The 12,194-nt window shown below is 60.0% G+C and carries 13 protein-coding genes, 1 tRNA gene and 1 pseudogene; 4 read left to right on the top strand and 11 right to left on the bottom strand.

Features of this window, described 5'->3' with window-relative positions:
* The first annotated feature begins 36 nt into the window (after positions 1-36).
* A complete protein-coding gene (locus E0F99_RS25510; protein ID WP_341273821.1) occupies positions 37-1,272 on the top strand; it encodes a diguanylate cyclase domain-containing protein in 1,236 nt (411 codons plus the stop codon).
* Positions 1,273-1,602: 330 nt separating this feature from the next.
* On the opposite strand, the gene E0F99_RS25505 is transcribed toward E0F99_RS25510, so the two are convergent.
* The 5 genes from E0F99_RS25505 to E0F99_RS25485 form a co-directional block, all read right to left on the bottom strand.
* A tRNA-Gly gene (locus tag E0F99_RS25505) sits at positions 1,603-1,678 on the bottom strand.
* Positions 1,679-1,741: 63 nt separating this feature from the next.
* On the bottom strand, positions 1,742-2,302 hold the full coding sequence (gene pgsA / locus E0F99_RS25500) for a CDP-diacylglycerol--glycerol-3-phosphate 3-phosphatidyltransferase (protein ID WP_083359126.1): 561 nt from the start codon (positions 2,300-2,302) through the stop codon (positions 1,742-1,744).
* A gap of 32 nt (positions 2,303-2,334) precedes the next feature.
* The gene (uvrC, locus tag E0F99_RS25495) at positions 2,335-4,158 is read right to left on the bottom strand and encodes an excinuclease ABC subunit UvrC (protein ID WP_083359127.1); all 1,824 of its coding nucleotides are present in this window, start codon (positions 4,156-4,158) and stop codon (positions 2,335-2,337) included.
* A 1-nt stretch (position 4,159) separates the two neighbouring features.
* Complete coding sequence (gene gacA / locus E0F99_RS25490) at positions 4,160-4,801, bottom strand: response regulator transcription factor GacA (RefSeq protein ID WP_003190387.1); 642 nt, start codon at positions 4,799-4,801, stop codon at positions 4,160-4,162.
* Positions 4,802-4,952: 151 nt separating this feature from the next.
* Complete coding sequence (locus tag E0F99_RS25485) at positions 4,953-5,318, bottom strand: helix-turn-helix domain-containing protein (RefSeq protein WP_083359128.1); 366 nt, start codon at positions 5,316-5,318, stop codon at positions 4,953-4,955.
* Between the two features lie 82 nt (positions 5,319-5,400).
* Here E0F99_RS25485 and E0F99_RS25480 point away from each other — a divergent pair, with 82 nt between their 5' ends.
* The gene (locus tag E0F99_RS25480; protein ID WP_083359129.1) at positions 5,401-5,640 is read left to right on the top strand and encodes a DNA-binding protein; all 240 of its coding nucleotides are present in this window, start codon (positions 5,401-5,403) and stop codon (positions 5,638-5,640) included.
* 35 nt (positions 5,641-5,675) lie between these two features.
* On the opposite strand, the gene E0F99_RS25475 is transcribed toward E0F99_RS25480, so the two are convergent.
* On the bottom strand, positions 5,676-6,122 hold the full coding sequence (locus E0F99_RS25475) for a GNAT family N-acetyltransferase (protein ID WP_083359130.1): 447 nt from the start codon (positions 6,120-6,122) through the stop codon (positions 5,676-5,678).
* Positions 6,123-6,872, bottom strand: coding sequence for a carbon-nitrogen hydrolase family protein (locus E0F99_RS25470; protein ID WP_083359131.1), 750 nt, complete (start codon positions 6,870-6,872; stop codon positions 6,123-6,125).
* A 145-nt stretch (positions 6,873-7,017) separates the two neighbouring features.
* Between E0F99_RS25470 and E0F99_RS30915 the strand changes: the two genes are divergently transcribed.
* The gene (locus E0F99_RS30915) at positions 7,018-7,152 is read left to right on the top strand and encodes a hypothetical protein (RefSeq protein ID WP_269457873.1); all 135 of its coding nucleotides are present in this window, start codon (positions 7,018-7,020) and stop codon (positions 7,150-7,152) included.
* Positions 7,153-7,482: 330 nt separating this feature from the next.
* On the top strand, positions 7,483-8,553 hold the full coding sequence (locus tag E0F99_RS25465) for a 3-deoxy-7-phosphoheptulonate synthase (protein ID WP_083359132.1): 1,071 nt from the start codon (positions 7,483-7,485) through the stop codon (positions 8,551-8,553).
* 67 nt (positions 8,554-8,620) lie between these two features.
* Here E0F99_RS25465 and E0F99_RS25460 read toward each other — a convergent pair whose 3' ends face one another.
* The 4 genes and pseudogenes from E0F99_RS25460 to E0F99_RS25445 all read right to left on the bottom strand — a co-directional run.
* A complete protein-coding gene (locus E0F99_RS25460) occupies positions 8,621-9,322 on the bottom strand; it encodes an NAD(P)H-dependent oxidoreductase (protein ID WP_083359133.1) in 702 nt (233 codons plus the stop codon).
* 9 nt (positions 9,323-9,331) lie between these two features.
* A pseudogene (locus E0F99_RS30975) lies at positions 9,332-9,714 on the bottom strand (twin-arginine translocation signal domain-containing protein).
* Positions 9,715-9,733: 19 nt separating this feature from the next.
* Positions 9,734-11,341, bottom strand: coding sequence for a 5-guanidino-2-oxopentanoate decarboxylase (locus E0F99_RS25450; RefSeq protein WP_083359134.1), 1,608 nt, complete (start codon positions 11,339-11,341; stop codon positions 9,734-9,736).
* Positions 11,331-12,194: acetate--CoA ligase family protein (locus tag E0F99_RS25445; RefSeq protein WP_207303100.1), on the bottom strand; the 864-nt coding region annotated here is incomplete at its 5' end. The genes E0F99_RS25450 and E0F99_RS25445, both read right to left, overlap by 11 nt.

The following is a 12,194-nucleotide window of genomic DNA, read 5'->3' as shown; positions in this document are numbered from 1 at the left end:
CGCGCCGCCAATATAGATTAACGTCCCACCCCGCCTATTCTGCGGGAACTCAGGGCCCTCCTTCAGCACGCCATTGAAGATGCTCAACTTCACAGTGGCAGCTTCGCTTTACTGTTTTTGGATTTAAACGATTTAAAATTGATCAACGACACATTGGGCCATCACCTCGGTGACGTACTGCTCATCGAGACGGCGGGTTGCCTGACTCAGTGCGTTCAGGACGGTGACACTGTCGCCCGTTATGGCGGCGATGAGTTTGTCATTCTGCTCGCGCATTGCACCTCTCGCGATGATGCCCTGAGCGTGGCGGATAAGACCATCTCGAGCTTGAATGCGCCCAAGGCAATCGGTGACCGACAGTTACGTATCAGCATCAGTATTGGCATTAGCCTTTACCCAGTGGACGGCACCGACGCGCAGTCGCTGATTGACAGTGCCGATGCTGCGATGTATCGCGTTAAGCGGGATAAACCTGTCGCCTCCCCGCTCCCTCGCGGTCTGAGACAACGCATGTTGCACAGGCGTGAAGCCAACGGTGCGCTTGTTATCGCTGCACTGAAAGCACAACAGTTGCAAACACTGGCCGAAGCAACCCTGGAACATGAGAAGTTCATTCTGGCCATGGTGGCTCATGAACTTCGCGCCCCCTTGGCGCCGCTTAGCCTGAGCGCTGAAATGCTTGAACGGAGCGATCAAAGAGACGGACCGAGGCTCCATGCGATCATCCACAAACAGATCGAACACCTGACACGTCTGGTGGATGATCTGGTCGATGTCACCCGAATCGGTGCGGGCAAGCTCCACCTGACGCGTAAAACCCTCGATCTCGCAACGGTGATTCAACAAGCCGTCGATATTTGCGAACCGGCGATGAATGCCAGAACTCAGGTGCTTGAACTCACGCTTGCACCGACGAAGGTTAAGGTTGAAGGCGATCATCTACGGCTCACCCAAGTGTTCTCCAACTTACTGAGCAACGCCTCAAAATTTACCCACACGAATGGCGTCATCCAGCTTTCGCTTCGGGTCACGGGTACATGGGCGCAGGTTGACGTCTCAGACACCGGCATGGGTATCTCCGCGAACGCCCTGCCGATCATATTCGAACCGTTTATCCAGGACGAACACACCGTGTGTGTGAATCAAAAAGGCCTGGGGGTTGGCTTGACGGTAGTGCGTGAATTGGTCGAAGCACACGCAGGTAGCGTTGTGGCCCATAGCGAGGGCTTGGGAAGAGGCAGCTGCTTCACCGTCCGCCTGCCGCTGTCATAACGCGTGCAGCACCAGCGAGGGTCTTCGCTATGTTCGCCAGTGAACAGACCCCATTGGCGTCCAGTCCGCACACTGCTACTGCTCAAAATAGCTGTGTTTACCGAGGCACACACCAGTGCCCGGCCCCATCCCAGCCGCTGGACGGCGTGCGAGGGGCGCGCGAGCTAGAAAATACGAAGGCGGGCGATCAGACGAATATAAAAATGCACAAACGAAAACGCCGACCATTTCTGACCGGCGTTTTCGTTAAATATGAAGACGCCGGAGCGTCTATTGAGTAAATCAAAGGCAAAAAAAAGCCACTCTATTGAGTGGCTTTTTCTTTGTGTTTGGAGCGGGAAACGAGACTCGAACTCGCGACCCCGACCTTGGCAAGGTCGTGCTCTACCAACTGAGCTATTCCCGCGTCTTGGTGATGCGCATTCTATAGCATTATCAGAACCCGTCAACCCCTTGATTCAAAAAAGTTTTATTTCTTTTCAACGGTGGTGCGCAGATGCGGCCAGGCGGCGCGCAAATACTGGAGCATGGACCACAACGTCAGGCCAGCGGCGATCAGCAGCAAGGCGTAGCCGGCAAGGACCCAGAAGGAGAAGTCCGAAGGATTTGCCAGCAGAATCACCAGCGCGAGCATTTGCGCAGCGGTTTTCCATTTGCCCATGTTGGAGACGGCAACATGCGCGCGGGCGCCAATTTCCGACATCCATTCGCGCAGGGCCGAAACGACGATCTCACGACCGATGATCACGGCGGCCGGCAGTGTCAGCCACAAGTTACCGTGTTCCTGCACCAGCAAGACCAGGGCGACGGCCACCATGAGTTTGTCGGCTACCGGGTCCAGGAACGCGCCGAACGGCGTGCTCTGCTCCAGGCGACGTGCCAGGTAGCCGTCGAGCCAGTCGGTCGCGGCGGCAAAAGCAAACACCGAGCTGGAGGCGACATAGCTCCATTCGTACGGCAAATAAAACAGCAAAATGAAAATTGGAATGAGTAGGACGCGTAGAACGGTGATCAGATTAGGGATATTCATCGGCACAACTGGCTACGAGGTGAGAAGGCATTCTACTCGCTGTGCAGATTTGCATAAATCAGCTCAGCGAGCTTTTTACTGATACCGGGAGCTTTGGCTATTTCGTCAATGCTGGCACGGGATAGCTCCTGCAAGCCACCAAAATGTTTAAGCAAGTCGCGACGACGGGTCGGACCAACGCCCGCCACCCCTTCCAGGGTTGAGGTTCGCCGGGTTTTGCCGCGACGGGCGCGGTGGCCGGTGATGGCAAAACGGTGAGCTTCGTCGCGAATCTGTTGAATCAGGTGCAGCGCGGGTGAGTCGCCCTTCAAAGTGAACTCATGGGCAGCATCATTCAAGTACAAGGTTTCGAAACCCGCCTTGCGCGTGGCGCCCTTGGCCACGCCAAGCAGGATCAGGTCGGGCACCGCCAGCTCGTTGAGCACGTCACGGGCCATGGACAGCTGGCCCTTACCGCCGTCCACCAGCAAGATATCCGGCAGCTTGCCCTCTCCGTCCTTCAATTTGCTGAAGCGGCGCGTCAGGGCCTGGTGCATGGCAGCATAGTCATCGCCGGCGGTGACGCCTTCGATGTTGTAGCGCCGGTAATCGGATTTGATCGGCCCTTCCGGCCCGAACACCACGCAGGACGCCACGGTGGCCTCACCGCTGGAGTGGCTGATGTCGTAGCACTCCAGACGCTGGGGCGGCTCGTCCAGGTTGAGGACTTCCGCCAGGGCGTCGAAGCGTGCAGCGACGTGCTGTCGATTGGCCAGACGCGCGCTCAGGGCCTGCTCGGCGTTGGTCACCGCCAGTTGCTGCCAGCGGGCGCGGGTGCCGCGTACGCGGTGGCTGATGTCCAGCTCGCGACCGCGCAGCTCGTGAATGGCCTCGATCAGCGTGGGAAAGTCTTCATGCACCACGTTGACGATCAGTTCGGAGGGCAAGTCGCGTTCGGGGCTGCTGACATAGTACTGGCCAAGGAAGGCGGCCATGACTTCGGCTACTTCCTCGTCGATCCCCGTCTGCGGGAAGAAGTTCTTGCTGCCCAGCACACGCCCGCCGCGCACGCTGATCAGGTGCACACAGGCGCCGCCAGGGTTAACGAAGGCGGCGATCACATCGACATCACCGGTACCGCCTTCCATGCTCTGCTGGTCCTGTACGCGGCGCAGCAGCGAGATCTGGTCACGCAACTCAGCGGCCCGCTCGAAATCCAAAGTGCTGGCGGCCTGCTCCATGGCACTGGAGAGTTCATCGGTGAGCGCATTGCTGCGCCCCTCGAGAAACATCACCGAATGGCGCACATCCTCGGCGTATTCCGCCTGTTCAACCAGGCCAACACAGGGCGCCTTGCAGCGCTTGATCTGGTATTGCAAGCACGGGCGCGTGCGGTTCTTGTAGAAGCTGTCTTCGCACTGACGCACAAAAAAGGTCTTTTGCAGCAGGCTCAAACTCTCCCGGATCGCGCCGGCGCTGGGGTACGGGCCGAAATACTTGCCCTTCTGCTTCTTCGCGCCACGGTGAATGCTCAGGCGCGGGAAGTTGCCGTCGGATAAAAATACGTAGGGGTAGGATTTATCGTCGCGCAGCAGGATGTTGTAGGGCGGTCGCCACTCCTTGATCAGCGTCTGCTCAAGCAGCAGCGCCTCGGTTTCATTGGCGGTGATGGTGGTTTCGACCTGGGCGATACGCGCCACCAGGGCGGCGGTTTTCGGCGCCAGGCCGGTCTTGCGAAAGTAGCTCGCCAGGCGGTTCTTCAGGTTCTTGGCTTTGCCCACGTAAAGCAGGCGCGCCTCGCTGTCGAACATGCGGTACACGCCGGGGCGGCCACTGCAGGTTGAGAGAAAGGCACTTGGATCAAACGGTGTGGTCATGTCAGGCGCTGGCGTCCACCATGCCGTGGCGCACCGCGAGCAGGGTCAATTCAACATCACTGCTGATGGCGAGCTTCTCGAAAATGCGATAGCGGTAGGTGTTGACGGTTTTGGGCGACAGGCACAACTTGTCGGAGATCGTCTGCACCTTCTGGCAGCCGACGATCATCAAGGCAATCTGGATTTCCCGCTCCGACAGCGCGTCAAAAGGCGAGTCACTGGTGGGCTGGAACGACTTGATAGCCAACTGTTGAGCGATCTGCGGGCTGATATAACGCTGGCCGGCAAACACCAGGCGAATGGCTTGCACCATCTCCGCCAGGCCCGCGCCCTTGGTCAGGTAACCGGCCGCGCCAGCCTGCAGCAGGCGAGTCGGAAAAGGGTCTTCCTCGCACACTGTGACCACCACGACTTTAATGTCCGGATGGCTGCGCAACAATTTAGTAGTGGCACCAAGACCGCCGATCCCAGGCATCTTGACGTCCATCAAAACCACATCGGGTTTCAACTCCCGGGCCTTGATCAGGGATTCCTCCCCCGACTCGGCCTGACCGACTACTTGCAGGCCATCGATGTCAGCCAGCATTCGTGTAATGCCTGTACGAACGAGATCATGGTCATCGACTACTAGCACCCTAATCAAGCAGACACCTCGCGATATGGTCTTATAGGTTGCTGAACACCTTAGCAAAAAACCAATGCGCAGACCTAGCTGCAAGTGTCATATATATAGAGTTTGCTCAGGATATAGGCCTACGCAGAGCGTCAGACTGCGGATTATGCTGAGCAAAAGGTCAGGTTTGCGGAAACGCCGGCTTGGATTTCCCGTTCTGCGTCGCTGAATGTTCCGCCAAGGTGGTGGTCAATCTGCGGATAGCGTCCTGGTCTTCCTTGAACATGGCGCGATAATTTTCGAGGATCTTTTCTTCAAGCTGACTCAGGTTTTCCAATTGAATCGGCGTCGGGCTCCCCGTGAGCACATATAAAAGGTCTACACCACGCTCAGCTACGCGTGACAGATAGTCCGCCTTGGGCGCGCGCCCCCCGTTCTCGTACTTGCCTTGGGCGTTTGCTTCAACGCCGCCGATTTCACCAAATATTTTCTGCGACAGGCCAAGACGTTCTCTTTCCTGTCTTAACCGCGAACCGATTCCACTCATTTGGATGTATGATCCTGTCTGGCACACCCCAAGAGGTGACATACTCATCTCGTCTTTATACAAACTTGAACGGTTTTGAACTATGCCCGGTATTCGCACTGCTGCACAAGCCAAGGCTTGGTTGGAACATCAAGGAAAGTCAGTTCAAGCGTTCGCTCGTGAGCACGGCGTCGATCCAGCCACGACGTATCAAGTGCTTGCAGGGCGTAAAAAAGGACGACGTGGGGAAGCCCATAAGGTGGCTGTGCTGCTGGGCATGAAAGAAGGGATAATCGTGGACGAGCCCGCTGCTCAACACCGCGATACGCAAGCGGTTTCCTGACAGCAGTATGCGCTTATTCGTACAGCGTGCCTGCTTTAGTCCGATGGCGTTTCGTGACACTCACGCTCCATGCGCCAGAAGCACCCCTCCTCCCCAGCAATGCTCAGACCCTGGCGCTGATACAGCCTTCTCGCCGGATTAGTCTTGAACACGGTCAAGCGTAAAAGCCCCAGCCCCTGTGTGCGCGCCTTGATTACCATCTGCTCCAGCACCCAACTGCCTGCGCCTTGCTTACGGCAGCTTTCCAGCAGGTGCAATTCGCGAATATACAGCGCCTCGCTGTCGCGGTTCACGCTGACAAACCCCATCACGCGCTCATCCTTGCAGATCAGCCAATTTTCCCGTCCCGCCCAAGCGGCGTCGAAGCCTCGGTCAGACCAGAACAACCCGTACTGCTGGTAATAGCGGCCCATGGCCTCGAGGGTCAGCGTTCGCGCAAATGGCAGGTCCTCACTTGTCGCTACGCGCAGGTGAAATGTCATTTACAGCACCACCACGTGACCCGCCCATTGCCCGCCATCGTGTCGGGCAATGACCAACACGTCGCCGATACCCGGCGCGGCGGCAAGTAAACCGCCATCCGCGGCCCAGATGGCGCTGCGCCCCGCACAGGCCCAGCCACCCGATGGGCCGCCATGATTGGCCATCAACACCAGCAAACGGTGCTCGGCGGCATAGCCTTGTAGCAACGCACTGTCGGTGGCATAACCGCCCTCGCTGATCAGCACACCGGCCGCGTACACATTGGCGCCCGCTTCAGCCGCCTGACGCGGATGGCTGGCGTGGGAAAAGTCGGCACAGACTGCCAGCGCAATGCGGTTATCCCCATACTCAAGGGCTGCGCCACCCTGCCCCGCGATAAACGCCGCGTCTTCGCCTGGGTGCAAATGCTGCTTGGTATAGACCGCCAGCGAACCGTCCGCGCCCAACACCAGTGCGCCGATCAACACGCCCGTCTGCGGCGCCACACGAATCGGCATCCCAACCACCGCCGTCAGCCGCAGCTCCCGCGCCCTATCGCGCAGGGGTGCGAGCAATGCATCCTGGGGGGCAATCGCCAACCCTGCCGCCAGCGTCGGCTCATACCCGGTCAGTGACAGCTCTGGAAACACCAGCAACTGCACGCCGTGTTCCGCTGCTGCCTGCATAAATGCCAGGTGTCGCTGGATGTTGGCCGGCACGTCACCTGCAATGGCGATGGTCTGAGCAGCAGCAAGGGTCAAGGCAGTCATGGTCGCGTCCCAGCAATCAATGTCAACGTATTCGCAGCATATCGGCACTCACCCCATCGCCGTAAGTACCTCACGCGATAGAAATTACTGATTGAATCCACCCCTGCCCCTCTAGTAAGCTCATTGCATCATCTGGAGACCTACCATGTTGCCACTCACCCACACCCAGGTTTGCCCTGCTACCAGCGCCTCGCGTTCGGTGTCGGCTACCCGCGTGAACGGTTTGAGCGCACTGGTCAGCTTTTATTTTGGGTATTGGTTTAGCCACTGGCGCGCCTGATACCTGAAATCGGCGCCCACTACTCAAGGGTCGCCTACCAGAGAAATCTAACCCCCGGTCGGCTCCCCGACCGGGGGTTTTGTTTTTTTAAGGCCCCACATTTTGAAGAATACTCAGAGGAATAAAGACATGAACTACGCCACCTATTACCGCTACGACACGTGCACTGCATGGCGATTTAGCCAGCTCCGTTCGGGACAGCCTGCCGCCTCCGATCGGTCACCTATCGGTGGCAAGCCAACACTCGTAGCCAATACGGCCAATTGTCGAACACCCCAGTAGGGCAGAGCGTGCGGGAATCGCCCGCCGCTTGCCCAGGAAGCCTTGAATATGAACTCCTCCGTCGCCGCCTTGCCTGTGTCCAACCTGTCCAGCGCCAATGAAGCCCTGACCCAGCGCCTGCCCAGCTCCCTTGATTTAAAACACCAACTGCCCCTCAGCCCGTTCCTCAACGAACAGATCCACACCCATCGCCAAGCTGTGCGCGCCATTCTCAATGGCGAAGATTCACGTTTGCTGGTGATTGTCGGCCCGTGCTCGATCCACGACCCGGAATCGGCCATGGAATACGCACGCAACCTCAAGAAGCTGGCGCTTGAAGTCAGCGACCAGATGCTGCTGGTGATCCGCGCCTACGTTGAAAAACCACGCACCACCATCGGTTGGAAAGGCCTGGCCTACGACCCGCACCTGGATGGCAGCGATGACATGGCCGCAGGCCTCACGCTGTCCCGCGAGCTGATGCGCGAAATGCTGCGCCTGGGCCTGCCGGTGGCCACCGAGCTGCTGCAACCCATGGCCGCCGGCTACTTCGATGATCTGCTCAGTTGGGTCGCCATCGGTGCACGCACCACCGAATCGCAGATCCACCGCGAAATGGCCAGCGGCCTGGGCATGCCCGTCGGCTTCAAGAACGGCACCGACGGCGGCGTGGCGATTGCCTGTGACGCGATGCGCTCGGCCTCGCACCCGCACCGCCACTTCGGCGTTGACAGCCAGGGCCACCCGGCGATCATCCAGACCCCGGGCAACCCCGACACGCACCTGGTGCTGCGCGGCGGTCACCGTGGGCCGAACTACGATGCGCCAAGCGTGGCGCAGGTGAAACACGATTTGGCCAAGTCCAAGGTGGCGGCGCGGATCATGGTCGATTGCAGCCACGCCAACAGTGGCAAGGACCCGTTGCGTCAACCGGCGGTGTTCAACGACGTACTGGAACAGCGCCTGCAAGGCGACACCTCGCTGATCGGCATGATGCTTGAGAGTCATCTGTTCGAAGGTTGCCAGCCATTGAGCGCGTCGATGAAGTACGGCGTGTCGGTGACCGATGGCTGCCTGGGTTGGAAGGCTACTGAGCAACTGTTGCGCAGTGCAGCCGAGCGCTTGCGCCAGCCACACTGAACCCACCGATCCATGCAGATCAACAATGTGGGAGGGGGCTTGCTCCCACATTTGAACAGTGCACGGTTCAGGACAGTGGATACAGCGCCTCATCAAACTGCTCAAGTTTGGGAAACACCAAAGGCAGCTCATCCGCCAGCCCTTGCAACCGCAGCTCGTATGCCAACAAAAATGCCTGGCGCGCCTCTGCGCTGATGTACGGCACATGCCACGCCACAAACGGCGCCAACACGTCATACCCCACATACGCCAACGTACCGCGCAGAATCGGTCGCAGCATCTCCTCCAGCGGCCCGTGAATTGCGCCCTCACCGAACATGTGCTCACGCCCGCCCAAGGTCACCGTGACCAGCGCTCGCTTGCCGGCCAGGCCGCCCTGATCGTAAAAACGCTTGCCGCCGTAACACACCCCCGACACCAGCACTCGATCGATCCAGCCCTTGAGCATGGCCGGTGCCGAGAACCAGAAAATCGGGAAATTGAGGATCAACAAGTCGGCCCACAACAGCTTGTCCAACTCGCCTTGGATATCCGCCGCGATTGACTGCTTCTTCACCCCCAGGCGTTGCTCCAGGGCATACACCAGATACTCGGGATTCTCCCGCGTTGAAAAATCCGCAGCCGAGGCCACCGGGTTCCACTGCATGGCGTACAAGTCACTCACCTGTACCTCATGCCCCTGGGCTTGCAGCGCGACGACAGCCTGGTCGCGCAAGGCGGCGGTAAACGACTGCGGCTCAGGATGGGCGTGAACAATCAAAACGTTCATGTGAATGCCTCAAACGGTGTGCGCCGGCCGTTGGGCCGGCAAATGATCGAGTCAGTCCGGTCCGTTTCCGGCTCTGATAAAAACAGCAGGCCGGTACAGTCCTGGTACGGCGAGGTAAACATCGTGCTGCGCCGGCCTTGGTCGACCGCCCTGCCCCGCTGCATCACCAGCACTTGATCGGCAATCGCGCGCACGCTGGCGACGTTGTGGGTGCTGCCAACGGCCAGGCCCAGGCGGAGCACACCACCCGGCTTGGGCGCCGCGTCTTCGGCGAAAGCCTGCATAGGCAAGCCCATGGAAAACGCTGACGCCACCGCGCCGGCCACGGCGCAGTGTTCGAGGAAGTCCCGTCGGTGCATTGCTTGAGCCATCTTGTTGTTGTTTTCGCTCATGGCCTTGCTCCGCTAAGGGTCAACAGGCATAGGCATGCTTCAACTCGATCAAGGTCACGCCATTGCGTTTGAAGCCGTTGCGCAAGTCCGTCTGCAATTCATCCAGGTTCTTTGGCTGGTTCACGGTGCACCCGAACGCCTGGGCCAACAACGCGAAGTCCGGGTTGCGCGGCAGCACGCCGATAGGCTCGATGTCCAGGCTGAGCATGTCGTCGCGGATCTGGCCGAGGGCGTCGTTGTTCCACAGCAGCACCACCAACGGACTGTCCAGCTCCTCCACGGCGGTGGCCAGCTCCTGGGCGGTGTAGAGGAACCCACCGTCGCCCACCAGCACCAGCCCTGGCCGCTGCGGCGCGCCGAACTTGGCGCCGATACCCGCTGGCAGGCCGTAACCCAAGGTGCCGTAGCCGGTGGGGTGCAGCCAACTGCGCGGGGCCCGGCTTCGGTAGGCATAGTTGCCGGTGTAGGCCAGTTGGGTCATGTCGCTGCTGATGAAGGCGTTGGCCGGCAGTTCAGCCTCAATGCGGTCGAGAATGGCCCGGTGCATCGACTGCAATGGGCCGTGCCCCCGCTTAACGGCCTGCAGCAGCGCGGCGACTTTTTCGCGCGCGGCTTCAGGGGGGCGCGGCGTCGTAGGCAAGCGCGCAAGCAACGCCCGCGCGGTTTGATCGGCATCGCCCTGCAGCGCCACCGCGCACGGGTAAACATCATTGAGCTTGCGTGGGTCGATATCCACTCGCAGCAACTCACCGTTGATCGGCAGGCGCTCACGCCAATAATCGGTGTCGGCCATTTCCGTACCCACCGCCAGCACCACATCCGCCTCGCTGATCAACTGCCAGCCGGGCTCGACGCAGAGGGTTGAACCGGCATTCAGCGGGTCACCCATCGGCAACAACCCCTTGCCCGCGACACTGGTAAAAAACGGTGCCGCCAGTTGCGTGCTCAACCGCTGCAAGGCCGCACCCGCCGCCAGCGCACCACCGCCGGCAATGATCATCGGGCGTTTGGCCGAGGCGAGTTTGGCCGCCGCCTGATCCAACACATCGGCTGCTGGCAAGCCACGCCCGGCACCGCGTACCACGTCATTGCTCCAGTCCCTTTCAATCGGTGCGGCCAGCACATCCAGCGGCACCGAAATATGCACCGGCCGTGGCCGCTCGCTGTCGAACACCGCGTAAGCGCGGGCGACCAGCTCGGGCAAATCCTCGGTGCTCAAGGCCACGGCCGAAAACGCGGTGATGGGTGCAGTCATCGAGCGCTGATCCTGAGTCTCATGCAGGATGCCCCAACCCATTCCGAGGCTGGCCAGGTGATTGACGCTGGAGATCACCAGCATCGGGATCGAGTCGGCATACGCCTGGCCGATGGCCGTTGCCGCGTTGGTGACGCCAGGGCCGGTGATCACAAAGCACACGCCCGGCTTGCCGCTGACGCGCGCATAACCGTCAGCCATAAACCCCGCGCCCTGTTCGTGGCGCGTGAGCACATGGCGAATGCCGCTGCCGGGCAAGCCACGATACAGCTCCAGGGTGTGCACGCCGGGAATGCCGAATACTGTGTCGACGCCATAGTTGGCGAGCAACCGCACCAGGGCCTGACCGCCCGTCATTGTTTTATCCTGCATAGCCATCTCCTAAACGAATCAATGCGTCGACCGCCGTGACGCCCCGGGCATTGACCAATAATGGGTTCACATCCAATTCCAGCAACTGCTCGGCATGGGCACAGGCGTAGTCCGCCACGGCGCGGATCGCCGCGACCAATGCGTCCATATCCGCCACTTCACGCCCGCGAAAGCCTTGCAGTAAGGCGACGCTGCGCAGGCTGAGCACAGCGTTGCGAATCGCAGCGTCGGTGGTCGGCAGCAACAGGCTGCGGCTGTCCTTGAGCAATTCCACGAGGATGCCGCCAGCGCCAATCACCAAGGCCAGGCCGAAGTCGTTTTCACGCTTGATGCCCACGATCAACTCGGCCAAGGGCGGCGCGGCCATGGACTCCAACAGCAATTGCTCAAAGAGGACGCCTGGGGCATGTTCCGCGATGTTGCGGCGCATATGCTCGAGCGCGGCCGTCAGGGCGAAGCCATCTTGCAGGTTCAACGCTACGGCGCCGGCTTCGGTTTTATGCGGCAAATCAGCGCTGACGGCCTTGAGCACCAATGGGTAACCCAGCCGCTTGGCGTCCGCAATCGCCCGCCCCGGCGTACTCAATACAGCCGCTGGCGTGCTCAGGCCGAAGGCGCGTAAGGCTTGTTTGGACGCCCACTCATCCAAGGCCAGGGCTTGACCCCCAAGGATCTTGGGGCAGAACGGTTCAAGCACCGACTCGCCCCGCTCGAGCAACACACGGCGATTGTTTTGGTAATCGGCAATTCGCCCCCACGCCGCCAGCGCATCCTCCTCACCTTGCAGCGCGGCAACGTCTTTGGCGTGCAGATGCTCGCGCCCCTGGCGCGGGCGCCATTCCGGTAAGGCTGT

Source organism: Pseudomonas antarctica (genome assembly GCF_900624995.1).
Taxonomy (GTDB): domain Bacteria; phylum Pseudomonadota; class Gammaproteobacteria; order Pseudomonadales; family Pseudomonadaceae; genus Aquipseudomonas; species Aquipseudomonas antarctica.
The sequence above is the reverse complement of the archived record's forward strand: the minus strand, read 5'-3'. Positions and strand labels throughout refer to the sequence as shown.

What these genes read in the sequence shown, in the direction of transcription:
- pgsA (WP_083359126.1), bottom strand. Translation starts at nt 2,302, where the DNA reads ATGAATATCCCTAATCTGATCACCGTTCTACGCGTCCTACTCATTCCA.
- uvrC (WP_083359127.1), bottom strand. Translation starts at nt 4,158, where the DNA reads ATGACCACACCGTTTGATCCAAGTGCCTTTCTCTCAACCTGCAGTGGC.
- E0F99_RS25485 (WP_083359128.1), bottom strand. Translation starts at nt 5,318, where the DNA reads ATGAGTGGAATCGGTTCGCGGTTAAGACAGGAAAGAGAACGTCTTGGC.
- E0F99_RS25480 (WP_083359129.1), top strand. Translation starts at nt 5,401, where the DNA reads ATGCCCGGTATTCGCACTGCTGCACAAGCCAAGGCTTGGTTGGAACAT.
- E0F99_RS25475 (WP_083359130.1), bottom strand. Translation starts at nt 6,122, where the DNA reads ATGACATTTCACCTGCGCGTAGCGACAAGTGAGGACCTGCCATTTGCG.
- E0F99_RS25470 (WP_083359131.1), bottom strand. Translation starts at nt 6,872, where the DNA reads ATGACTGCCTTGACCCTTGCTGCTGCTCAGACCATCGCCATTGCAGGT.
- E0F99_RS30915 (WP_269457873.1), top strand. Translation starts at nt 7,018, where the DNA reads ATGTTGCCACTCACCCACACCCAGGTTTGCCCTGCTACCAGCGCCTCG.
- E0F99_RS25465 (WP_083359132.1), top strand. Translation starts at nt 7,483, where the DNA reads ATGAACTCCTCCGTCGCCGCCTTGCCTGTGTCCAACCTGTCCAGCGCC.
- E0F99_RS25460 (WP_083359133.1), bottom strand. Translation starts at nt 9,322, where the DNA reads ATGAACGTTTTGATTGTTCACGCCCATCCTGAGCCGCAGTCGTTTACC.
- E0F99_RS25450 (WP_083359134.1), bottom strand. Translation starts at nt 11,341, where the DNA reads ATGCAGGATAAAACAATGACGGGCGGTCAGGCCCTGGTGCGGTTGCTC.